Origin of the sequence: Chloracidobacterium sp., from assembly GCA_015075585.1 — a bacterium.
GTDB lineage: Bacteria > Acidobacteriota > Blastocatellia > Pyrinomonadales > Pyrinomonadaceae > OLB17.
Genome location: JABTUB010000001.1, coordinates 1,465,455 through 1,488,044, shown reverse-complemented (window position 1 = coordinate 1,488,044; position 22,590 = coordinate 1,465,455). Strand labels below are relative to the sequence as shown.

The window sequence follows — 22,590 nt, the reverse complement described above, 5'->3', positions numbered from 1 at the left end:
CCGCCGCTTATTTTGACATTGCTACAATCTCTTCGAACTCGTCCTTGGTCAGCGGCATTACCGAGAAACGCGGCTGGCGGATCAGGTAAATGTTGGCAAGTGCAAGATTCTCCTTCATAGCGGCCAGCGTTACGGCCTTTTTCAACTTCTTGAAGGGTGTCAACTCGACGGCATCCCACTTAACATCCGTTGGATCGGGAAACGACTCTTTCGTCACCTTTGCGATACCGACCGCTTCTTTCCCGACCACCGAATGATAGAAGATCACTTTGTCGCCCTTTCTCATCTCGCGCAGAAAGTTACGCGCGGTGTAGTTCCGAACGCCGGTCCAATCGGCCTTTCCATCTGCGGCAAAGTCATCCCACGAGTACGCTGTCGGCTCTTGCTTGACCATCCAATAATTTCCCATAGTTAATAAGTAGTGAACGGTGAGTGATAAGTTAGCTCAGCGTGTTGATCCTCCTCGATCACTTCTTTGCTGTTTTGATCGACGCGGTTAATATCCGTTGTATTTCATCACGATCTGCGAGCAAAGAATCTGCGAGCCTATCATCCAAATAATCACTCTTATTGAGCAGCCTAAGCCAGTAATTCGTTTCTCCCGCTTCCTTTTGAGCGATCGAAAGCTTGTGCACGAAATCAGTCTTAGATTGAGCATGTTTTGCTTCCTCGCCGTTTGCCCCTATCGATGTCCCCGAACGTAGTACCTGCTTTGCTAAAACATATTCCTTATGTTCTGTTGTCAGGTATTTATAGAGCTTGACCACCCTTAACGAGAATGCAAACGTTTTATCTCGAAGCACACTTTCTTTCATTCGCCACTCATCACTCGTCTCTCAGCGTTCATCACTTTTTGCTTTCTGCCGCTTTCTTATTCAGCCATTTCGCCCAGCGTTCGAGCATCGGGCGGAAAGGCTTGAAGAGCTTTGCCCGCCAGCTTTTTTCATTCTGTTTCTCGCTCCATGCACGCAGATTCTTCTCGGCATATTGCCGGATCTGCGGTTCAAGGCCGGTCTTTTTAACCGAATGACGCATTGTCAAATAGTAATGCTGCCCGACCAGCGAGAAGACCAGACCCGCAAGGTTGCTCTTAAAGCCGCTCTTCGCCATGAACCGCTTCATAAAACTCTCGGTCGGCTGCAAAAGAGCGCCCATTGAGATCTCGCACCACGCGCCCTGATTCTGAACGCGCGGATGATAAAGCCCGGGAAGGTCGCCCTTCAGCGGTACGTCCATGTTCTTCAAGCGCGGATCGTTTATGAAATCGACAAGTTTTATGCGGTCAATGCCTCGATATTGCTCGACCGGCAGAAAATCCAGTACTTTTTGGATAGAGGCTTCGTGATCTTTCGGCAGTTTGAAGGTCGCCGCATTCTCTATCTTGATCTTTGTAATTTTCGCGGACTTCTGCCCCGCGGTTTCGATCGCCATATTTCAATAAATTGTAATTGCTAATCTCTGAATAGTAAATTGCGCCACATCTTTGTGGTATGAACGCAACGCCTGCTGATGTGTGTGAGCCGCGTGATCGAGCGAAAGGTCGCTAAAAACCGCCAAAATCCGCTTCACATCCTGCAGACCGCTCCTCCGAATCTTCAGGCATAAGGTTTGCAATGGTTGAGGGCGATGCACCAGACGACCATTGGTTCTTCCGTTAGTGTTGACGGCGTAGGTTTACATACAGGCGTTCAGGTCAGCTTGGCACTTCGTCCGGCTCCCGAGAACACGGGTTATATCTTCGTACGAACCGATCTTGATAACTTCGAGATACCGGCGTCGGTCGAATTCATTTCACATTGCTCGTATGCGACCACGCTTATGCGGCGCGGCGTGCTGCTTTCCACCTGCGAACACCTGTTATCGGCGCTTCGAGGCTCGAATGTCGATAACTGTTTTATCGAATTGGACAGTATCGAAGTTCCCATCCTCGACGGATCGAGCGAGGACTTTATCGAACTGATCGAAAAGGCCGGCATTGTCGAACAAGACGCGCGGCGACGCATCTTTATTGTAAAGGACAAGGTCTCAGTTGATATCGATGGCCGGAAAATGTCGGCTGAGCCTGCTGATGCCTTCGAAATTGATTGCACGATCGACTTTCCGCATCCGTTTATTGAGCGGCAGCAATATCACTTTACATTGTCGAACGGCTCATTTGGCCGCGAGATCGCATCGGCACGGACCTTCGGCTTCACCCACGAGATCGAGGCGCTTCGCAAGGCTAATCTTGCCCTGGGCGGCTCGCTCGAAAACGCGATCGTCCTGACGGATACCGGAATGCTCAACAAAACACCGCTGCGCTTTGACAACGAGTTCGTTCGGCACAAGATCCTGGATATGATCGGTGATCTTGCTCTGCTCGGGATGCCTGTTCACGGGCGTTTTACGGCCGAAAGGAGCGGTCATTCTATACACGCGCAGCTAATGAGCAAGCTGCTCAAGACCGAAGGCGCGTGGGAGATCGTCGAAAGCTGAGCCTTCGCGTAATGTCTGCCGGATCAGTAGCGTCCATTTTCCTGCCTAAAGTTCTTCCTTTACACGCCGTACGAGGCCTATGGCTTCTCCCAGTCCGCAGTGTGGAATGTGCCCGCCTTATCGATCCGCTGATAGGTGTGCGCGCCGAAATAATCACGCTGCGCCTGTATAAGATTTGCCGGAAGCCGGGGTTGGCGAAAGGCGTCAAAATAGTTCAGTGCAGATGCGAGGCACATCATCGGGATCCCGTGCGCATTACCTGCAGAAACCACTTTTCTCAACGAAATAATGTGCGTATCGAGAACCGTTGCAAGTGTGCCGTCAAGCAGCAGTGTCGGCAGAGCAGGATCAGCGCCGTATGCCCGCCGCATTTCTTCAAGCAATGCTGATCGGATTATGCAGCCGCCGCGCCATATCTTCGAGATCGCTTCGAGGTTGAGGCCGAAGCTCTTATCGGCGGAGGCCTCTTGGAGCAATGACATCCCTTGAGCGTACGTGAGAATGAACGAGGCGTAGAGTGCGCTGTACAGATCCTCAGGCCCGACCGATGTATGATGCTTTGTAAGGTCTTTGCTGAACTTGACCGAAAGCGTGCGGCGCAGCTCCTTTCGAGCTGAGATCTGCCTCATTGCAACTGCCGAATCGATCGTCGGAACAGGGACGCCAAAGTCCATTGCGGCTTGCGACGTCCATTTACCCGTACCTTTCTGTCCGGCGGTGTCAAGGATCATATCAACGAGCGAATTCCCTGTATCAGCGTCCTTCTTTGCCAGAACAGTCGCAGTGATCTCGATAAGAAAGGAGTTAAGCTCGCCCTCATTCCACGCCGCGAATGTCTTTGCAAGCCCTTTATTATCCATACCGAGCACACGTTTCAAATAGTCGTACGTCTCGGCGATTATTTGCATAAGGCCGTATTCGATGCCGTTGTGGACCATTTTTACAAAATGCCCCGCCGATCCCGCACCCATATAATCAACGCACGGTTCGCCGTCCACCTTTGCCGACACGGCTTGAAGCGTTGCCTCAATGCGGTCGTAGAACTCGCGTTCGCCGCCGGGCATGATCGAGGCACCGTGGCGTGCGCCTTCCTCGCCGCCGCTGACGCCGACGCCCATAAAACCTACATTTTTCGCCGAAAGATCGGCCGCACGTCGTTCCGTATCCGTGTAGTGTGAGTTTCCGCCGTCAATGATCAGATCGTTAGGGCCGAGGTGCGGCAAAAGTTCGGCGATAACGCTGTCAACGATCGGCCCGGCAGGCACGAGCAGCATAATATTGCGTGGCGTTTCAAGCTTTGCGATAAAATCTTCGAGCGTGTCGCCGACACCGACCGGCATTCCTTTTCCTTCATTCAATAAGAGCTGCCGCTTTGCGGCATCAAGGTCGTAACCGATGCCGCTGATACCGTGTTCACCAATATTAAGTAAAAAATTCCGGCCCATCGTGCCGAGACCTATCATTCCAAAATGAGCTTTATCCATAACCTTATTATACGCCCCAGACATCTGCCTTTTCCACGTCGCCTTGATAAACCTGGGGCATATCGATGTACATCCACCACGCGCTCATAACCTTCTGGCAGAACGCCCATTTGCGGATACTCTCGGGATGAAGCCTGAAGCGTGAAGCGAAGACCTGCACGGCATGGTCAAGCAATGCATCGTGATTCGGATGGGCGTCATCAAGCAGCCGCTCGGCGAAATTATTGAGAAAGACCGCAATATCATAGCCGACGTGCCCGACAGCGCCCTTAGGGTCAATGACCTTGAATCCTTCCCGCGTGGAAAGAATGTTCTCGGGATGCAGATCGCCGTGGATGTAATATCTGATGCGGCCTTTCGTCACTTCGCGATAGTATTTCAACGCCCGCACTGCATACGCCGCCGGAAAATCGGTGTCGGCAAAGCCATCCATTCCCGCGAACCAATCATCAACGTCGGAGGCTTCGATCTCACTACCCGTTGCGTGCGTTGAGACGGCGGCAATAATTTCCGCCGCCGGCAACAGCATCTCGGCCTCACGGCCCTTAAAGACCTGAAAGAGGTTCCGGCCCGGATACAGCCATTCGATCAGGATCGCACGGAGCGGCCGTTCCTCTTCAAGCAAGCGAACACAGTGTATGCCGCCGCAGTGCCGCAGAAACTCAGCTTCACTGAATATCTCGACAGGGTCCCACGGCGGAGCTATCTTTAGCACGACATCCTCACCGCTATCCCTTTTTGCCGGTGCGACAAAATTATATTCGACGCTGCGAAACGATTCCGTTACGGAAATTTGCCAGCGAGACTCCAATGCACGGAGCGTGTTCTCTAAGCCGGCGAGCCATATTCGGCCCGCGTTGCCCAGGCCGGCACGGACGTGCTTCTCCAAACTCTTGCCGACCTTCATCATACCGAACTTGACGAGTGTAAGCGCGTCTCCGACACTTATCAAATGAAACCTCTTCGCGACGCGATACGCCCCACGACATTGATCGAAGGGCGGGAGCTTACGCCTGATCGGCGGCTCGCCCTGACCGTCGTCAGCGAGACGCTCCAACACACTGGCAGCTTTAAGTTCCGAGCGGCCTACAACGTCGTACTGAACGTACCGAACGACGAACTGATAGCGGCGTCATCCGGGAATTTCGGCCAGGCTCTGGCATACGCCTGCCGGCTCGCGGGTAAGAAGTGCACGGTCGTTATGCCCGGCAATTCGGCCCGCGTCAAGGTCGAAGCGGTACGCTCTTACGGTGCTGCGGTCGATCTGATAGACACCGAGAAGGTAACACGCGCCGAACGCATCAAGCAGCTCGCACGCGAACATCCCGAAGCGTACATCGCCAGTGCTTACGACGACCGGCTTGTGATCGACGGAAATGCGACGCTCGCGGATGAGATCGCGGGGATCGGGTTCGATACGGTGGTCGTGCCGGTCGGCGGCGGCGGATTGATCTCCGGTATCATCGAAGGCTTTGAACGTGCTCAGAAAACGGTCGAGATCGTCGGAGCGGAACCTTTGCTCGGCAACGACGCCGCACGTTCGCTCAAAGCAGGCAGGATCATTGCCAATGACCACGAACCGCAAACGATCGCCGACGGAGCACGAACGCTCTCCGTTGGCATCAACAATTTCGCGGTTATGCGACGCGGTGTAGGCGGCATTATCGAGGTGAAGGAAGCCCGGATCGCGGAGGCTGTTCGGCTTTATTACACACGCTGCAGCCTTAAATGCGAACCGACCGGAGCACTCTCGCTAGCCGCCGTACTGCAGGAGCCTCAGCGTTTTACGGGGAAGCGGATCGCCGTGATAGTCAGCGGCGGCAACGTGGACGCCGACACCTATTCACGCCTCATAAAGAGTTGATCACCACAAATACCCGTTTTGCCGGAAACCTTTCCCTCGGCAGCCTGCAACCGATATGGTTCGTCGTATGTGAAGGCCTGATCGAACACCGGACCGCTCATCCCGGGCCGGCGTTTACGCCGCGTTAATCTACGAATGTAACACGGTTTATCTCGTAAAGTGTCGTAACGCCGTGGAAGACCTTTTTCACGGCTGAGGTGCGCAGCGACGAGAGGCCTTCCTTTTCAGCCTGACGCCTGATCTCGGAGCCCGGCCGCCTGTCGATGATCATCTCGCGTATAGTGTCCGACATATCCAGAAGCTCGTGTATAGCGGTGCGTCCGCGGTAGCCTGTGTGGTTGCAGGCATCGCAGCCGACGCTTCGGTAGAGCGTGCTGCCGTGCGGTATATCGCCGCGTCTGAGGCCTGAATCAGAAAGCTCTTCGTCTGAGGGTTCGTAGGGACGCTTGCATGTCGGGCAGAGCATACGCACAAGCCGCTGAGCGAGGACGCAGTTGAGCGACGAGACGAAGTTGTACGGCTCGACACCCATATTTAGGAATCGGCCGATGACGTCAATCACGTTATTTGCGTGGACGGTCGTAAAGACAAGGTGGCCCGTCAGCGCCGACTGTATCGCGATCTGCGCTGTCTCTTCGTCGCGGATCTCGCCGACCATTATCTTGTCGGGGTCGTGTCGGAGTATCGAACGCAGGCCGCGTGCGAACGTAAGCCCCTTTTTCTCGTTGACAGGTATCTGCACGATGCCGTGAAGCTGGTACTCGACAGGGTCTTCGATGGTGATGATCTTGTCCTCGTCATTGCGTATCTCGTTGAGGCCCGCGTACAGGGTCGTTGTCTTACCCGAACCGGTCGGCCCCGTTACAAGCACCATCCCGTACGGCTCCTTTATGTAAACTCGGTAGCGGGCAAGGTCTTCGGGGTCAAAGCCGACGACGTCCAGGTTGAGGTTCTTGAACTCCTCGTTTATCTGTTCTTTATCGAGGATACGAATGACCGCGTCTTCGCCAAAAACAGTCGGCATTATAGACACGCGGAAGTCAACAGTGCGGCCCTTGTAACGTACGCGGAAACGACCGTCCTGCGGGATGCGCCGCTCGGCGATATCCAGCTCGGACATCACCTTGATACGCGATATAAGCTGCTGATGATATGCGATGTCGATCGGATCGACCTTTGCATAAAGGGCACCGTCAATGCGGAATTTGACCTGAACATCGCGCTCACGCGTCTCAATATGGATGTCGGACGCACGGGACTCCATTGCATTATAGATTATCGTATCGACCAGCTTTATGATCGGCGACATATCACTGTCGGACGCGAGGCGGTCGAGGTCGAGGACCTCCTCGCCCTGATCGTTCTCCTTTACAAGCGAGATCTTGAAGCCCGAAGCCGCCTCTTGAAGCACACGCTGTGTCGAATCGCCCTTACGGAGCACGACGTCTATCGCCCCCGCCGTTGCCACATACGGAACGATACGCACGTTAAGGACATTCTCAAGCTCATCGAGGCGTTCGAGGTTGGTCGGGTCGGCCATCGCGACATGCAGATCGCGTCCCTCGCGCCGCAGCGGTACGAATTGGTTCTTGAGCATCAGATCGACCGGAAGCCGCGTTACTTCGTGAACATCGACCGGCGACGGAGCGTCGGGCGGCAGGAGTTCGACATACGGCATACGGTAGCGCCTTGCCTTTTCCTTTGCCTCGATGACCTCGGGCGGCTCGTTCTCGATAAAATCCGACAACTCGATCTTCGGCGACGACACGCCCGAGATGGTTTCTGTAACATCAGCACTCATATATTTACTTACTTTCGCCCGCCGAACGGCCCCGACGAGATCGTTTGTATGATCGGCATATATATCGCCAGCAGAATTATCACAACAATGCCGGCCATGAACAGCAAGATCGCCGGCTCAAGCAGCGTCGTGAGCTGTTCGAGACGCACTTCGGCCTCGGCGTCGTAGAACGCAGCAACTTCGTCCAGCATCTCGCGAAGGCTGCCCGAGCGTTCGCCGATGCCGATCATGTCAAGAGCAAGGTCCGGCATCCAATTGGCATGCTCCAGCGATTCGGTAAAGCCTCGCCCTTCGCGGATAAGCGGCATCACGCCTTGACTGCGGCGACGCAACTCAAGATTGCCTATCGCCTGCGATGCAATGTCCCAAGAGTCCGGCACCGTGATGCCGCCTGACAAAAGCGTTGACATCGAGCGGGAAAGCTGCGCCGCGGTCATATTACGCACAAGCTGTCCTACGATAGGCAGCTTAAGGAACAGCTTGTGCAGCATCAGCCTGCCGTTCGCCGTCCGCAGCCAAACGAACAGGCTGACAAGAACGATCAGTATGAGCGGCAGAAGCCACCAGATGTTCCCGACCACTGCGTTCGATACCGCAAGTACGGCGACTGTGATCGTCGGCAGCGCACGGTTCGCCGCAAGCCCCTTAAAGAGGTCGGACATACGCGGCACGATGTAGAACGTCAGGAACGCGACCATTCCGGTCGCCGTAACAAGAAGGAACGCGGGATACGCCAGCGCACCGCGAAGCTTTCGCGAAAGGGCTACGCTCCGCTTAAGATATGTAACAAACCGGCTGAGAACATCGTCAAGAGCACCGCTCTTTTCACCTGCAAGGATCGACGCAGTGTATATCCTCGGGAAGAGGCCCTGAGCCTCGAACGCCTCCGAAAGCGGAATGCCGTTCTTGATCTTCTCTTCCACGTCAACGAGAACCGTTCGCAGGTTCTCCGATGCCGAACGGGTCTTCAGCAGCCCGATCGCCTGAAGCACCGGAATGCCTGCACGCAAAAGTGCCGAGAATTGCTGGTTGAACAGCAGGAAGTCGCCTTGCTTTACCTTTCCTTTCTTGCTGCCGAACGGCACGACGGACGACAGCCCGTCGCTCGCGGATGATATCGCAAAGACACGGAAGCCGTCGCTCTCAAGGCGTTCCTTAGCGTCGTTCGCCGCGGAAGCCTCGACAACCTTTGTAATAACCTCGCCTGACGGTGTCCCGAGCCGGCAAATAAACTCAGCCATAAATAGACGTGAACCGCAGCCGTAAGCCTTGAGAACGGCTTATCGCAAAATGGAGCGCGGCGGACTGGCGCGGTTCGTTCTGCAGATTATATCACGCAAAGGCACGAAGTTTGTTGCAGGACAACGCCGGCGTTCCGAATAAGGTGCACGAAACAACCAACTTGCATCACTGAACATCTAACCTCTGTCTTGCGTGGACCGGCAGTTTTTCCTTAAGATGAATGTTCAAGCATTGCGACGGGTGATGACAACCAGATCTTGTAAGGCAATTATGGTCCGCGATATTTTCGCGGCTTTTGTTTTCGCTGTCATTTTGACGGCGTCATACACCTTCGTCCCCGCTCAAAACCCGAAACCGACGCCTGTTGGCACACCTGAAGAGGTAGGCATCGGCGATGACTCGCTGCCGGTGAAGGTCAAGACCGATCTCGTAACACTAACGCTCACTGTTACGGACAATTACGGCCGCTATATCTCCGGCCTTAAGAAGAACGCATTTTCAGTAAGCGATAACGGCGAACCGCAGGATATTACCTTCTTCAGCGACAGCGATGCACCGGTCTCGGTCGGGATACTGTTCGACGTTTCGGGTTCGATGAACGGCGAAAAGATCGCAAAGGCCCGCAACGCGCTGTCACGCTTCCTGATGACAAGCCATCCGTCGGACGAATATTTCCTGATCGCGTTCAGTAGCCGCGCCCAGCTTCTGCTCGACCGAACCCGCGACAGCGATGCCGTGCTTCAGAAACTGACGCTTGTTCAGCCAAAGAACGACACTGCCCTTTACGACGCCGTTTACCTCGGCATCGAACGTGTTACGCGGGGCGCACATCAGAAACGCGCCTTGCTCGTGATCAGCGACGGTCAGGACAACGCCTCGCGATACAATTTCACCGAAGTTCGCCGCTTAATAAAGGAGGCGGACGTAGTAACCTACGCTGTCGGCATCATAAGCCCTCATGACCAGTCAACAGCGGTCGGCTTGCAGGGACAGGCATTCCTGGATGAGATAACCTCTGTTACGGGCGGCAAGGCGTTCTATCCGAACACAGATGTAGAGATGGACGAGATCTTTGAACGGATCGCCTTGGAACTCCGGCATCAGTACACTATCGGCTACACACCTAAGGACTTTCAGCCCGACGGCTCTTGGCGTCGTGTTAAAGTTAAGGTGAAACCTCCCCGCGGTTTGCCGCGTCTAACGGTTCGAGCTCGCGATGGTTATTATGCGACGCCCAATACAAGTTACAGATAGAGCATTTCGATGAAAACTCCATTCTACTTTGCAGTATTCATTTTCGCTGCCGCAGCTATCGCGCTTGCGGCCGGAGGAGTGACATCTTCGGCACAAACGGCCGCGGGAACACAGCCTTCACCGACGCCCACACCGTCGCCAAAGCCGACCATCGATGTCTTTGCTGACACGGGCCCGATCACCGTCGAGACCGAGCTTGTCAACCTGAACGTACGGGTCATCGACCGCAATAACAAACCGGTGAATAACCTGACCGAGAAGGATTTCAAGATCTTTGAGGACGGTGTGCCGCAGCAGATCGATTTCTTTTCAAAGTCGCTCATCCCGACAAATTACGCCCTTGTGTTGGACAACTCAGGTTCGCTTCGCTCACAGCTTGAAAAGGTCATTGAGGCAGGCAAAGTTCTCGTCGCAACGAATACCCCTGAGGACGAGACCGCTATTATACGGTTCGTCGGCCGCGACAAGATCAGCATTGAACAGGATTTCACCGCAAATAAGGATGACCTGAACGCCGAACTCGACAACCTCTACATCGAAGGAGGCCAAACGGCGATCATCGACGCAGTGTATCTGGCGGTGGAGAATGTTGATCAGTACGAAAAATCAACATCTGCCGCCGACCGAAAGCGCCGCGCCATTGTCCTCGTTACAGATGGTGAAGATAGGGACAGCTATTTTACGGAGAAGCAGCTCTTTGACCAACTGCGCGAGTCTGAAACGCAAATATATGTCATCGGATTTGTTGACGACCTAAGCAAGGAGGGCGGCTTTATCGGGAAAAGCCCTCAGGCAAAGGCAAAGGCCTTTTTGCAGAGAATGGCGGAAGAGACCGGCGGGAAGGCCTATTTCCCCTCAAGTACCGCCGAACTGAACGGCATTGCAAAGGACATTGCGAGCGAGCTTAGAACGCAGTTCTCGATCGGCTATCTGCCGTCAAACGACCGTAAGGACGGCACCTACCGCAACATCCGCGTACTGGTCGCAGACGGCCCGAATAAGGAAAAGCGGATCGCCATCACCCGAACCGGCCGCGTCGCGGATAACGATGACCTAAAGCCGGGCAAAACGCCCGCGCCGACGCCGCCAAAGAAACAATGATCCTAACAAAAGAACGAGGCCGAAACGGCCTCGTTCTTTTGTTAGGATATATGCTGCTCGGGAACACTTCCCGAGATCTTCTTGCGGGTTGTCTCGCCCGTGACAAGCACCGGAATGCCTTCGTCAACCTCGCTATGCGGGCGCGGAATTATGTGCACCGCCGTTACCGTACCGACCTTTCTGGCGGCCGCCGCACCTGCATCGACAGCAGCCTTCACGGCACCGACCTCGCCCCGAACGATCGCAGTTACCAAACCGGCATCGATCTTCTCGTAACCGACCAGCGTTACATTGGCCGCCTTGACCATAGCATCAGCCGCCTCGATCATTGCAACAAGGCCAAAACATTCGACCATTCCAAGTGCTTCCATAACCTTCGTTCTCCGGCAGTGCCGTTCTCGACGATCCCTTATTTCATTATGGTCATTACGATGACCACCAATGCCGCGATAAGGAATATCACAAAACAGATCAACAAATAAAGCCGGTCAGCATTACGTCCGGGCACATCCCAAACGACCTTCGTCGGCATTCTCCTGCCGGCACGCGTACGCTTTTTCTCCGAAACAGGAGCCTTTGGAGACTCAGTTTCTTCCGGCGGCGCCGAAGTATCGCCTTCCGCCGGTGCCGGCGCGGCCACTTCAGCTTCGGCCTTCTCGATCGACGTTCCGCAGTTGTAACAGAACATCGTATTCTCGCGAATATCGACACCGCACTTGCTGCACTTCTCCTTTTCCGGCACGGTGCCTTCCATACTGCGGCCTACAATCGGGCAAAGACCTCCTTTTCCTCGCCGAGGTCGCGAGCCGAAGGCGTCAAGATGGTTTTCGCAGTGATATAGATCTTTTTGCCGGCCGACACGGCACGCCGGACATCATCCTCGCTTACAAAATCGACAGGAACCGGCGGTTTATCGGCCTCTGACACAGTTGGCGGATAAACATGATGTACGATGGTCTGCGGCGCCGGCGCCGGGATCGGAGTGAATGCAGGCTTCGGCTGCGCGTCGATATACTTGCTTAAAAATGAATCAACGATCGCCGCAATGTCCTCGCGTGTTACTTTCGGGCGTTCAGCAGGGGCCGACAGCGGAATATTAACGCCGTCGTTCGATGGGACAAAGCTGTTTATAGGGTGCGTCTCGAACGCAACACGCTTCAGATCGATCAAGTGAAGCGGCGAAACATTATCCGAAGTAACATTTCCGCCCCAAGAACCGCAGCCGAGCGTCATTGACGGCGAAAGATCGGTCGTCAGGCCGATCGCTCCGTGCGTCGTTGGCGAGTTGATGATCGTACGCGCTGCGGGCATCTTTGAGCCGAATTCGATCGCTGCATTTCGATCCTGCGTATGCATCCCGGCTGTATGGCCCATTCCGCCGTAGCTCAGTATCTCAAGGCATTTATCAGCGCCTGCGGCGACACCGTCAGCAACAAAAAAACCGAGAAGCGGCGAGAGCTTCTCCATGGACCACGGAAAATCGCGGCCGACGCCGCCGCAATCGGCAATAAGGCAGCGTGTACGATCGGGAATCGTCACGCCCGCAAGTTCGGCGATATATTTTGCAGACTTGCCGACGATGCCCGCATTGAGCGTCCGCTGCGGCGAAAGAAGCACCTTTGCGACCGCTTCCGCGTCCGAGGGACTGAGAAAATACGCACCTTGGGCGATAAATTGTTCGCGCACCTGGGCAGCGATCGGGGCGTCGGCGACAACGGATTGCTCAGATGCGCAGATGGTACCGTTGTCAAAGCATTTGCCCGTAAGGATATCAGCTACGGCCTTGGCGATATTTGCGGATCTTTCGACGAATACGGGCACATTGCCGGGACCGACGCCGAACGCCGGCTTTCCGGACGAATACGCTGCACGCACCAGCCCTGTCCCGCCGGTCGCGAGTATCACTGCGGTCCGTTTATGCCGCATCAGCGTATCCGTACCCTCGATCGTCGTGAGGGTCAGGCACTTGACGGCATCGGCAGGCAGGCCGTGTTTAATGCCCTCTTCGCGCATAAGGCGCGCGGTCTCCGCGATGCAGTTCACTGCTGACGGATGCGGTGAAAGGACGATAGTATTGCGCGACTTTATCGCGATAATGATCTTATAGATAGCGGTCGATGTCGGATTGGTCGATGGGATAATTGCCGCAACGACGCCTTTCGGGCTTGCGATCTCGACGATGCCTTTTGTTTCTGAAACGACACCGACCGTCTTCAGTCCCTTGAAGTAGTTCCAGACATCCTCGGCGGCAAAGCGGTTCTTTTCGCGTTTATCCTCAGCAATGCCGAAACCCGTCTCGTCGTGGGCCATTTGCCCCAGTCGAAATGCATCCGCCAGTGCGGCCTTGGCCATCGCGTCGCAGATCGTGTCGATACGGTCTTGATCAAAGCGCGACAGAAGCGTAAAAGCCGCGTATGCGGCCTCGACGGCATCACGTGCCTCCTGTTGTGCAGCAAGATCCTTATCGCTCATCAAAACAACCTAACGAAAAGATCGGCCGGTAATACCGCGGCCGATCAGTTCTAAGCTAATGTCAGCGCGTCTTTGTCTTGGTCGAACCGGCAGTACCTGAAGTGGCCGATGTACTGCCCGAGCCAAGCTGCTTTTCAGCACCGCTAAGGGCCTTTTCATCAGGGCTGTAACCGACCTTTCCGCCTTTTGGAAGGACTCGTTCGACCTCGCTGTGCGGGCGAGGGATAACATGTACGCTGATCAGCTCGCCGACACGCCGTGCAGCGGCCGCACCGGCATCGGTCGCCGCCTTAACCGCACCGACATCGCCGCGGACGAATATCGTTACATAGCCTGCGCCGATATATTCCTTGCCGACCAATTGGACGTTCGCGGCCTTCACCATTGCATCAGCGGCTTCGACTGCCCCGACGAACCCCTTTGTTTCAACCATTCCGAGTGCTTCAAAACTCATAAATTCCTCTCAATAAGATCAATGACACGAGTCCGCCAAACCGACTTTCGTATGCCTAAAACTATCACGCAAAACGGTGGTAACGCAAGACACTGACAAGCTTTGTAAAATGCCGTAAGTCTTTAGATACGTCCTTTTAGACAACATAGTGTTTTTTTGTTAAACTTGCAGTCGATATATTGGGTCAGGCACTTCTTGAATGTCACAAACTTTAGGCGAAAAACTCCGGGAAGCCCGTGAAGCACGCGATATTTCTATCGGCGAGGTAGCTGAGCAAACCCGCATCTCACCTCATTACGTTGAATCGATCGAACGCGACGATTATAAACCCCTGCCCGGCGGGATATTTAATAAAGGCTTCGTCAAATCGATCGCGAAATATGTCGGCGTCGATGAACAAGAGGCTCTTGCCGATTATGCGCGGCAGGCCGCGGCGGCGGAAATGGCGCAAAGTTCAGAACAAGTGCTTTATCGGCCCGAAGTTCTGACGGACGATCATTCGGGACGTTCGATGGTACCGACCGTTATTACCGCTATCTTGATCTTGGCGATAATGACGGCAGCCGTGCTGCTCGGTTTACGTTATCTTAATTCGAAAGAAGAAACGGTGCACACTGCGCCGCAAACGCCAGCGAATTCTGCCGCGAACTCTAACACGCAAGAGGCTCCGCAGACCGCGGGCGTATCGCAGCCTGCAATGGGAGCCGTAAAAATGGAGTTCAAGACCACGACGCAGCCTGTGCGTGTTGAAACGGTCGTTGACGGCGAAAAAAGGGATGATGTTGTCGCCGCGGGATCAACTGTGCAGTTCGACCCGAAGGAAAGCATAACTTTTAACTATAATCGTTGGAATTCGGCGGTCGTGCAGCTGTCGATCAACGGAAAGCCGATCACATTGCCGTCCGAGCCGATCGGCAATCCGAAGGGCCAGCGGATCGAATTCACCATAAATAAGGATAATCTTTCGCAGATATACTCAGGCGGAGCGATCGTAAGCGGGACGTCGCCGGCCAATACCGCAGCACCTACGGATCAAACACCTGCCGCACCCGCCGTGCGAAAGACGCCGGCGCCTTTGCCGGCTAAGCCCTCAGCAGCCAACTCTGCTGCCGCGCCGGCTGCGAACACATCCGGCAACGGGCCTGCGGCGAATACGAAACCGGCTCCGCCAAAAACGACGGCGACGCCAAAACCGGCAGCACCGCCCGTCAACAGAAGCCATTAATGGCTGTCGATCGTTCTCAAATGCCCGTCCGGTTGCACGGGCATTTTTATTTGATCGAACTGTTGTTTATAATTGCGTATGGAAATCAGCGAAATTCTAGAAGGCTTAACATTTGACGACGTACTGCTCGTCCCGTCCTATTCCGATGTACTCCCGAGCGAAGCGGACGTCAGCACAAAATTCTCGCGAAATATCGGCCTGAACATTCCTCTATGTTCATCGGCGATGGATACGGTTACAGAAGGTGCTCTCGCCATAGCCCTCGCACAGCAGGGCGGCATCGGCGTCATTCACAAGAACTTCAGCATCGAAAAGCAGGCCGAAGAGGTTGATAAGGTCAAGCGGAGCGAATCCGGCATGATCGTCGATCCTGTGACCATCGAAAAGGAAAGCCTCGTTACAGATGCTCTGGCGATAATGCAGAGGTATCGGATAAGCGGCGTGCCTGTTACCGATTCGGACGGGCGGCTCGTAGGTATAATCACAAATCGCGATCTCAGGTTCGAGACCCGATTCGACATTCCGGTGTCCGAGATAATGACGCCGCAGCCGCTCGTAACGGTGCCGGTCGGCACCACGCTTGACGAAGCAAAAGTAACGCTACAGAAACACAGGATCGAAAAGCTCCTCGTCGTTGATGATCAAGGCCATCTCAAAGGCTTGATAACGGTTAAGGATATTCAGAAAGCGATCAACTTCCCTTTTGCTGCAAAAGACGAGCTTGGCCGGCTTCGATGTGCCGCTGCTGTCGGTGCCACCGGCGACTTTCTCGAAAGGGCGTCTCAACTCGTTGCTTCGCGCGTTGATGCGATCGTTGTTGATACGGCTCATGGCCACAGTTCACGCGTCATAAATGCGGTCAGGCAGGTCAAGAAAAAGTTCCCTGATATCGAGGTAGTCGCGGGAAATATAGCAACCGCCGATGCTGCACGGGCATTGATAGACGCCGGAGCGGACGCGATCAAGGTCGGTATCGGCCCCGGCTCGATCTGCACTACGCGGGTCGTAACCGGTGCGGGCGTTCCGCAGATATATGCGATCAATGAGTGTGTACGCGCGGCGGCAGGAACCGGAGTGCCGGTGATAGCGGACGGCGGCATCAAGTTCTCCGGCGACGTTGCCAAAGCGATCGCCGCCGGTGCTGACAGCGTAATGATCGGTTCGCTCTTTGCCGGAACGGAAGAGGCTCCGGGCGAGGTTATTTTGTTCCAGGGCAGGAATTTCAAGACATATCGCGGAATGGGCTCGATCGGTGCGATGAAGAAAGGGTCGAGCGATCGCTACTCGCAGGAAGGCACCGTGTCCGATTCCAAATACGTTCCCGAAGGCATCGAGGGCCGCGTTGCGTACAAAGGAACCCTTGCCGAAATGGTTACGCAGCTCATCGGCGGACTGCGTTCGGGCATGGGCTACACGGGCTGCCGCACGATCAATGAGCTTCAGCACAATACGCGGTTCGTGCGTATCACATCCGCCGGCTTGCGTGAATCGCACGTCCACGACGTTATAATTACAAAAGAAGCGCCGAATTACCGCATCGAAAGCTAGTGCGCCGCTGCGGATAACAGCATTTTTCAAATGCAGTTATCGAGCCATTCTGTTATATAATATGCGGTTTGGTAGTTGAGGATATTCACACTGACAGGAAGAATGACGATGCATCATAAGATCAGGATTTTAATGATAGTTTTTGCTGTATTCAGCATTGCCGCGGGTCTTGCCGCATATCGGCTTACGGATACACATGCAAGCGTTGCGGAACACTGGATAAGCGTTGACAGCAAAGAGTTGAGTACGGTAATCGAGCGGCGTGCGGCTGATGCCGGATCATCATTAAAGGGATTGCACGTCGCATCGACCATTGACGGCATTGCGTTGCTTCGGCTCAATGAGATGCAAACCGAAGAACTCTCGCAGGCAATGCACGAATACTTCAACAAGTGCGGCGGCTTTGTAGCACACGACAGCGAAGCCGACGCCATCGCATGGCTGACGGACATGAGGGCTGCCGCGGCAAAGCAAAGCCTGATAACCTACACGATCGACAATCATGCTGCGGTCAATTCGATGCTGAGTCAGACCAGTGAATTTCAAAATCGCCAGACGATCATCGATCTTTCGGGTTTTCCGAATCGCCGTTACAATCAGCCGAGCGGCCTTGATTCCGCGAATTGGATAAAGGCAAAGTGGGAGGCTCTCGCTGCAGGCCGAAGCGATGCGAGCGTAGCGTTCTTTAATCATCCTGCGAACGTATCCCCGCAGCCCTCGATCATAATGACGATCACCGGCACCGAACTTCCGAATGAGATCGTCGTTGTCGGCGGCCATCAGGATTCCATCAATCTCAGCGGCCAAACGCTTCCCGCTCCGGGTGCGGACGACGATGCGTCAGGGATCGCGTCAATGACCGAAGCGATCCGCGTCCTGATGACAAAGAGCTTTCGGCCTAAGCGCACGGTCCAATTCATGGCATACGCTGCCGAAGAGGCCGGACTCAAAGGCTCAAAGGACATCGTCGCGGCCTATCAGGCACAGAATAAGAATGTTGTCGGCGTCATACAGCTCGATATGACGAATTACAAGGGTTCGCCCGGATACGACATCGTCCTGATGACGGACTACACGAACGCTGCGCAGAACACATTCGTAACAAATCTGATCACGGCCTATCAGCCGACACTGACCGTTGGGACATCATCGTGCGGATACGGCTGTTCTGATCACGCTTCGTGGTACAACAAAGGTTATGCCGCCTCGATGCCTTTCGAGGCGATGATGAATCAGGATAATCCCTACATTCACACTGCGAATGACACGATCGCGCAGTCGGGTGACAACGCTAATCACGCGTTGAAGTTCGCGAAACTCGCGATATCGTTCGTCGGTGAGTTGGCAAAGGGGTCATTTGCCACTCGTGGTGTGCCGTTCGATTTTGACCGCGACGGCAAGGCCGATCGATCGGTCTTCAGGCCTTCACAAGGCACGTGGTACGTTGACCGCAGCCAAAGCGGCAGTTTTGCGATGCAGTTCGGCATAGCGACCGACCGCATCGTTCCGGCGGATTACGACGGCGACGGAAAAGCCGATATCGCGGTCTATCGGCCGTCGCAGGGTGCGTGGTACATCTACAACAGCGCAACATCCACGGTACGCATAGAGCTCTTCGGAACCGCGAATGACATTACCGTTCCGGGCGATTACGACGGCGACGGCAAGGCAGACATTGCGGTTTACCGCCCGTCAACCGGCACTTGGTGGATCAACCGAAGCACTGCCGGGCTGCTTGCGACCGCCTACGGCATTTCGACCGACATTCCGGCGCCGGCCGATTATGACGGCGACGGCAAGACTGATATTGCGGTCTATCGGCCGGATACAGGCTATTGGTATCAGAATCTATCTACGGGGCAGCAGAAGATAACGCGGCTCGGCTCGGTCGGCGACCAGGTCGTACCGGCTGATTACGACGGCGACGGCAAGGCCGACATCGCACTCTTTCGTCCGGCCGAAGGTAACTGGTACATCATCAAGAGCACGACGGGAGCGACAACCGTTACAAATTACGGCGTTAACGGCGATCTGCCGGCACCCGCCGATTTCGACGGCGACGGCAAAGCGGATATTGCGATCTTCCGCCCGTCAACCGGTACTTGGTGGATCAACCGCACAAGCTCCAACTGGCTCGTTGTTCAATACGGCAGTAACGGCGACCAACCGGCGCCCGGAGCATTTGTCCGCTGACCTGCCAATTTCCTGAACGGATATTTGAGGTTGCCTTAAACGGCAGCCTCTTTTTTTGCGCTCGACGCAGATGAGTGCGCTCAGATCGCGGCCTCAGTCCTTGAACTTCTTACGCGCGGTGCCTGCTTCCGACTGTCGCGAGAGTTAAAATTGACAGAAAATTAGCTCGCGATCGCTGCAAAAGCCAAAAATATCGTTACAGATCACTTCCGAACGATGTCAAAGTCTTTCTAAATAATGTCAAAGTCTTTCCAGGTGGGATATTTTATTAACGAGGACGGTACGACCGACACGATGAACGCTTGTATCGACGTCATAAATGGCTTGGCCATTCATAAGAATTTTAGAATTGCCACTAGCTTTAGCTTTTTGTTCTGAGAATCGCCACTAGCTTTAGCTTTTTGCATTGGGAATTGCCACTAGCTTCAGCTAGTGGAGAGCAAAGACAGGCAAGGGCTTGGGCTTTAGCCCAACAAACTTTTCCATCATTGGGCTAAAGCCCCAAAAATTTGAAAGCCAATTGTCCACTAGCTAAAGCTAGTGCCAATTCAGTAGAAGTTTTAGAATTACCACTAGCTTTAGCTAGTGGACACAAGGCACGAAAAAAGACCAGGGCTTTAGCCCAAACTAATCATATGCCACATATCAGTGTTTGGATACATTTCGTCTGGACTACTAAAGATCGCGAACCTTTGCTTACGGAATCGATCAGATATAAGGTGTTCGAGCATATTCGCGCGAACGCCAAGGCAAAAAAAATATTTATAGGTGCATTGAATGGCTGGGTCGAGCACGTTCATTGCCTTGTGTCTTTAGGTTCAGGACAAAATCTTGATGAAATAATGCGGCTGTTGAAAGGCGAGTCGTCGCACTGGATAAATAAGAACCGGTTGTGTCGCGGTAAATTCCACTGGCAGGATGAATACTTTGCGGTTTCTGTGAGCCAATCTTTATTGCCAAAGGTGAGAAAATATATCGATTCGCAGGAAGAACATCATCGGTTCCGTCCTTTTAACGAGGAGTTCGATGACTTCCTTGAACGCGGAGGATTTAGTCAAGGGTTGGGCTAAAGCCCAAAACATTTAATCCAATTTTCCCACTAGCTGAAGCTAGTGGCAATTCAGCAGGAGTTTTAGAATTACCGCTAGCTTCAGCATCTGCGTTGAGATTTGCCGCGAGCTTTAGCTTTTTGCATTGGGAATTGCCACTAGCTCTAGCTTTTTGCTTTGAGAGTCGCCACTAGCTTTAGCTTTTTGCTTTGAGAATTGCCACACGCTTTAGCTTTTTGCTTTGAGAATCGCCACTAGCTTTAGCTTTTTGCATTGGGAATTGCCACTAGCTTCAGCTAGTGGAGAGCAAAGACAGGAAAGGGCTTGGGCTTTAGCCCAATGTTCGGCTAAAGCCGAAAGAGCTGTTTGCAGCATACAACCACGCCATAAATGGCGTGGCAATTCAATGCAGTCAGCGAACGAAACAAAAATAATGAAAACACCACTTCGAGCCGGAATTACTGTTAAAGAGATCTGTGACGGATCCGTAAGCCGCACGCTTCATCCAAGCTCTTCTGCGGCGCGTTCCCATTCGGCGTAAAGGTCCTTGATCCGCGTCTGTATCTCGTTATGTTCCTTGGTCAAGGCGGAGAGCACGGCAAAATCTGCGGCGGCGTCAGGCTCGGCCATTTTCAACGACAACGCTTCCGCTTCGGCTTCGAGCTGCGGGATAGTTTTTTCCAGCTCCGCGATGCACTTTTCGAGATGCAGACGCTGATTCTTTGATAATGATCGTACGACTCGGCGGCCCGGTGCGGCATTTGAAACCGCGGTCGCGGCGATTTCCGTCGTTGTTGTTTCGGCGGCCGTACGCAGTTTCCACTCATGGAACTCGGTGTAGTTGCCTTTATGATCGAGCACGCTTCCGTCCGCCTCGAACGACAGGATCTGCGTCGCAAGTTCATCAAGAAAGAAGCGATCGTGGCTGACCGTTATTATCGTGCCGGGAAACTCGCGGAGCGCGGCTTCGAGAGCCTCGCGTGCCGGAATATCAAGGTGGTTCGTCGGTTCATCAAGCACCAGAACGTTCTTTTGCGAGTAGATCAGCTTTGCAAGCGAAAGCCGGCCCTTTTCGCCGCCGGAAAGCGTCGCGACCTTTTTCTCGATATCGTCGCCGAAGAAAAGGAACCTTGCAAGGAATGATCGAAGCTCGACATTCTCCGCTGACGGTGCCACACGCCGAAGCTCATTGATGACATCGTTCCCTTCGTAAAGATCGTCGAGCGACTGCGAATAGTAGCCGATATCCGTCTTTGTGCCCCAAGTTATACGTCCGTTGAGTTCGCGGATCTGCCCCAGCAATGTCTTTAGAAGCGTAGTTTTACCCGTGCCGTTCGCACCTATGACACCAAGTACGCCTCCTCTGTGCAGAGCTATGTTGATGCCGCCTGCAAGCACTTTTTCACCATAGCCGATCGCCAGATCCTCTGTCGTAAGCACATTGTTCCCTGCACGTTCGACGTTCTTCAGTTTGAAGTTGCCGCCGCTCTTTTCCGACGGCACCGCTTCGATACGCTCCATCCGCTCGAGCATATTGCGGCGTGATTTTGCCTGTTTGGTCTTTTGGCCTTCAAGGTTGCGGCGGATGAACTCCTCGGTCTTATTGATCAGAGCTTTTTGATTCTCATATTCACGCTGTTGCTGCTCGCGACGAAGTTCGCGCTCGACGAGATAGCTTGAGTAGTTGCCCTTGTAAGAGATCGCCTTGCCCCGATCGATCTCGATGACGCGCGTCGTCGTCCGGTCGAGGAAATACCGATCGTGGCTGATCACAACGTAGGCTTTGTCGTAGTCTTTAAGGAAGTTTTCGAGCCACTCTACGGCGTCAACATCCAAGTGGTTCGTCGGCTCATCTAGCAAAAGTACATCGGCATCCGAAAGAAGCATTCGGACCATTCCGAGTCGATTCTTTTGCCCTCCGGAAAGCTTTGCGGCCTCCTGCTGCCACTTCGTACGGTCAAAGCCCATGCCCATAAGGATCGATTCCGCCCTTGCAGCATATGAGAAACCGTCGAGCTGTTCGAACCGCGTCTGAAGATCGGCATAGCGGCCGAGGACCGCGTCGGAATGATCGGTCGCCATTTGGACTTCCAGCGTGCGCATCTCAGCTTCGATATCGTGTATCTCTTTGAACGCTGACAGCGCGGCAGTGTGAACGGTCTCACCGGCGTTGAATTCGACGTGTTGATCGAGCAGCCCGAGCTTTAGCCCGCTTGCCCGGATCACTTCACCGCCGTCAGGCGATTCGCTGCCCGTAACAAGGCGGAATATTGTCGTCTTGCCCGCACCGTTCCTTCCTACGAGGCCCGCCTTTTCTTCGGGGTCGATCTGGAAAGACACGCCGCGCAGCACATCATCGCCGCCGTATGACCTTTGAACATTTGAAAGTCTGAAGAGCACTTTGAAACTAAAAAGGTGAAGGCGAGCC

At 54.1% G+C, this 22,590-nt stretch carries 20 protein-coding genes; 8 read left to right on the top strand and 12 right to left on the bottom strand.

Annotation, left to right across the window (positions count from 1 at the left end):
- Positions 1 to 7 precede the first annotated feature (7 nt).
- From HS105_06805 to HS105_06795, 3 genes are read right to left on the bottom strand one after another with little or no spacing between them, the layout of a single operon-like run.
- Positions 8 to 409, bottom strand: coding sequence for an EVE domain-containing protein (locus HS105_06805; protein MBE7516301.1), 402 nt, complete (start codon positions 407 to 409; stop codon positions 8 to 10).
- Positions 410 to 467: 58 nt separating this feature from the next.
- Positions 468 to 815, bottom strand: a complete 348-nt coding sequence (locus HS105_06800; GenBank protein ID MBE7516300.1) for a four helix bundle protein — start codon at positions 813 to 815, stop codon at positions 468 to 470.
- 31 nt (positions 816 to 846) lie between these two features.
- Positions 847 to 1,431, bottom strand: a complete 585-nt coding sequence (locus HS105_06795) for a hypothetical protein (GenBank protein ID MBE7516299.1) — start codon at positions 1,429 to 1,431, stop codon at positions 847 to 849.
- Between the two features lie 195 nt (positions 1,432 to 1,626).
- On the opposite strand from HS105_06795, the gene HS105_06790 reads away from it, so the two are divergent.
- Complete coding sequence (locus tag HS105_06790; GenBank protein ID MBE7516298.1) at positions 1,627 to 2,475, top strand: UDP-3-O-acyl-N-acetylglucosamine deacetylase; 849 nt, start codon at positions 1,627 to 1,629, stop codon at positions 2,473 to 2,475.
- Between the two features lie 77 nt (positions 2,476 to 2,552).
- Here the strand turns inward: HS105_06790 and gndA are convergent, their stop codons facing one another.
- Positions 2,553 to 3,959, bottom strand: a complete 1,407-nt coding sequence (gene gndA, locus HS105_06785) for an NADP-dependent phosphogluconate dehydrogenase (protein MBE7516297.1) — start codon at positions 3,957 to 3,959, stop codon at positions 2,553 to 2,555.
- Positions 3,960 to 3,966: 7 nt separating this feature from the next.
- Entirely contained in the window at positions 3,967 to 4,911 is a 945-nt protein-coding gene (locus HS105_06780; protein MBE7516296.1) for a phosphotransferase, read from the bottom strand.
- Here HS105_06780 and HS105_06775 point away from each other — a divergent pair, their 5' ends adjacent.
- Positions 4,912 to 5,823 carry a pyridoxal-phosphate dependent enzyme gene (locus HS105_06775; protein ID MBE7516295.1) on the top strand — a complete coding sequence of 304 codons (912 nt, stop codon included), beginning with the start codon at positions 4,912 to 4,914 and terminating at the stop codon, positions 5,821 to 5,823. It begins immediately after the preceding gene.
- Between the two features lie 124 nt (positions 5,824 to 5,947).
- Here HS105_06775 and HS105_06770 read toward each other — a convergent pair whose 3' ends face one another.
- Together HS105_06770 and HS105_06765 are read right to left on the bottom strand one after the other, a co-directional pair.
- Complete coding sequence (locus tag HS105_06770; GenBank protein ID MBE7516294.1) at positions 5,948 to 7,624, bottom strand: type II/IV secretion system protein; 1,677 nt, start codon at positions 7,622 to 7,624, stop codon at positions 5,948 to 5,950.
- Between the two features lie 8 nt (positions 7,625 to 7,632).
- The gene (locus HS105_06765; GenBank protein MBE7516293.1) at positions 7,633 to 8,865 is read right to left on the bottom strand and encodes a type II secretion system F family protein; all 1,233 of its coding nucleotides are present in this window, start codon (positions 8,863 to 8,865) and stop codon (positions 7,633 to 7,635) included.
- A 271-nt stretch (positions 8,866 to 9,136) separates the two neighbouring features.
- Here HS105_06765 and HS105_06760 point away from each other — a divergent pair, with 271 nt between their 5' ends.
- Both HS105_06760 and HS105_06755 read left to right on the top strand, forming a co-directional pair.
- Positions 9,137 to 10,120 carry a VWA domain-containing protein gene (locus HS105_06760; protein MBE7516292.1) on the top strand — a complete coding sequence of 328 codons (984 nt, stop codon included), beginning with the start codon at positions 9,137 to 9,139 and terminating at the stop codon, positions 10,118 to 10,120.
- A 9-nt stretch (positions 10,121 to 10,129) separates the two neighbouring features.
- A complete protein-coding gene (locus tag HS105_06755) occupies positions 10,130 to 11,221 on the top strand; it encodes a VWA domain-containing protein (GenBank protein MBE7516291.1) in 1,092 nt (363 codons plus the stop codon).
- Positions 11,222 to 11,262: 41 nt separating this feature from the next.
- Here the strand turns inward: HS105_06755 and HS105_06750 are convergent, their stop codons facing one another.
- Genes HS105_06750 through HS105_06735 form a run of 4 tightly spaced genes read right to left on the bottom strand, consistent with a single transcriptional unit; the run spans position 11,263 to position 14,147 of the window.
- The gene (locus HS105_06750) at positions 11,263 to 11,592 is read right to left on the bottom strand and encodes a BMC domain-containing protein (GenBank protein MBE7516290.1); all 330 of its coding nucleotides are present in this window, start codon (positions 11,590 to 11,592) and stop codon (positions 11,263 to 11,265) included.
- A gap of 38 nt (positions 11,593 to 11,630) precedes the next feature.
- Positions 11,631 to 11,975: a zinc ribbon domain-containing protein gene (locus HS105_06745; GenBank protein MBE7516289.1), complete on the bottom strand. Its 345-nt coding sequence runs from the start codon at positions 11,973 to 11,975 to the stop codon at positions 11,631 to 11,633.
- Between the two features lie 8 nt (positions 11,976 to 11,983).
- Positions 11,984 to 13,696, bottom strand: coding sequence for an aldehyde dehydrogenase family protein (locus tag HS105_06740; GenBank protein MBE7516288.1), 1,713 nt, complete (start codon positions 13,694 to 13,696; stop codon positions 11,984 to 11,986).
- A gap of 58 nt (positions 13,697 to 13,754) precedes the next feature.
- Positions 13,755 to 14,147 carry a BMC domain-containing protein gene (locus HS105_06735; protein MBE7516287.1) on the bottom strand — a complete coding sequence of 131 codons (393 nt, stop codon included), beginning with the start codon at positions 14,145 to 14,147 and terminating at the stop codon, positions 13,755 to 13,757.
- 199 nt (positions 14,148 to 14,346) lie between these two features.
- Here HS105_06735 and HS105_06730 point away from each other — a divergent pair, with 199 nt between their 5' ends.
- From HS105_06730 to tnpA, 4 genes are all read left to right on the top strand, one after another.
- Positions 14,347 to 15,372, top strand: coding sequence for a helix-turn-helix domain-containing protein (locus HS105_06730; protein ID MBE7516286.1), 1,026 nt, complete (start codon positions 14,347 to 14,349; stop codon positions 15,370 to 15,372).
- A gap of 78 nt (positions 15,373 to 15,450) precedes the next feature.
- Positions 15,451 to 16,920, top strand: a complete 1,470-nt coding sequence (guaB, locus tag HS105_06725) for an IMP dehydrogenase (protein MBE7516285.1) — start codon at positions 15,451 to 15,453, stop codon at positions 16,918 to 16,920.
- Between the two features lie 132 nt (positions 16,921 to 17,052).
- Positions 17,053 to 19,113 (top strand): M20/M25/M40 family metallo-hydrolase, encoded by a 2,061-nt coding sequence (locus HS105_06720; protein MBE7516284.1) that lies wholly within the window; start codon positions 17,053 to 17,055, stop codon positions 19,111 to 19,113.
- 635 nt (positions 19,114 to 19,748) lie between these two features.
- Positions 19,749 to 20,183 (top strand): IS200/IS605 family transposase, encoded by a 435-nt coding sequence (gene tnpA / locus HS105_06715; protein ID MBE7516283.1) that lies wholly within the window; start codon positions 19,749 to 19,751, stop codon positions 20,181 to 20,183.
- Positions 20,184 to 20,663: 480 nt separating this feature from the next.
- On the opposite strand, the gene HS105_06710 is transcribed toward tnpA, so the two are convergent.
- Positions 20,664 to 22,562, bottom strand: coding sequence for an ABC-F family ATP-binding cassette domain-containing protein (locus HS105_06710; GenBank protein ID MBE7516282.1), 1,899 nt, complete (start codon positions 22,560 to 22,562; stop codon positions 20,664 to 20,666).
- Positions 22,563 to 22,590: the final 28 nt, after the last annotated feature.

Excerpts from the sequence above, each read along its gene's own strand:
- gndA (MBE7516297.1), bottom strand. The coding sequence starts at position 3,959 with ATGGATAAAGCTCATTTTGGAATGATAGGTCTCGGCACGATGGGCCGG.
- HS105_06795 (MBE7516299.1), bottom strand. The coding sequence starts at position 1,431 with ATGGCGATCGAAACCGCGGGGCAGAAGTCCGCGAAAATTACAAAGATC.
- HS105_06790 (MBE7516298.1), top strand. The coding sequence starts at position 1,627 with ATGCACCAGACGACCATTGGTTCTTCCGTTAGTGTTGACGGCGTAGGT.
- guaB (MBE7516285.1), top strand. The coding sequence starts at position 15,451 with ATGGAAATCAGCGAAATTCTAGAAGGCTTAACATTTGACGACGTACTG.
- HS105_06800 (MBE7516300.1), bottom strand. The coding sequence starts at position 815 with ATGAAAGAAAGTGTGCTTCGAGATAAAACGTTTGCATTCTCGTTAAGG.
- HS105_06770 (MBE7516294.1), bottom strand. The coding sequence starts at position 7,624 with ATGAGTGCTGATGTTACAGAAACCATCTCGGGCGTGTCGTCGCCGAAG.
- HS105_06735 (MBE7516287.1), bottom strand. The coding sequence starts at position 14,147 with ATGAGTTTTGAAGCACTCGGAATGGTTGAAACAAAGGGGTTCGTCGGG.
- HS105_06765 (MBE7516293.1), bottom strand. The coding sequence starts at position 8,865 with ATGGCTGAGTTTATTTGCCGGCTCGGGACACCGTCAGGCGAGGTTATT.
- HS105_06775 (MBE7516295.1), top strand. The coding sequence starts at position 4,912 with ATGAAACCTCTTCGCGACGCGATACGCCCCACGACATTGATCGAAGGG.
- HS105_06730 (MBE7516286.1), top strand. The coding sequence starts at position 14,347 with ATGTCACAAACTTTAGGCGAAAAACTCCGGGAAGCCCGTGAAGCACGC.
- HS105_06755 (MBE7516291.1), top strand. The coding sequence starts at position 10,130 with ATGAAAACTCCATTCTACTTTGCAGTATTCATTTTCGCTGCCGCAGCT.
- HS105_06805 (MBE7516301.1), bottom strand. The coding sequence starts at position 409 with ATGGGAAATTATTGGATGGTCAAGCAAGAGCCGACAGCGTACTCGTGG.
- HS105_06745 (MBE7516289.1), bottom strand. The coding sequence starts at position 11,975 with ATGGAAGGCACCGTGCCGGAAAAGGAGAAGTGCAGCAAGTGCGGTGTC.
- HS105_06760 (MBE7516292.1), top strand. The coding sequence starts at position 9,137 with ATGGTCCGCGATATTTTCGCGGCTTTTGTTTTCGCTGTCATTTTGACG.
- HS105_06720 (MBE7516284.1), top strand. The coding sequence starts at position 17,053 with ATGATAGTTTTTGCTGTATTCAGCATTGCCGCGGGTCTTGCCGCATAT.
- HS105_06750 (MBE7516290.1), bottom strand. The coding sequence starts at position 11,592 with ATGGAAGCACTTGGAATGGTCGAATGTTTTGGCCTTGTTGCAATGATC.
- tnpA (MBE7516283.1), top strand. The coding sequence starts at position 19,749 with ATGCCACATATCAGTGTTTGGATACATTTCGTCTGGACTACTAAAGAT.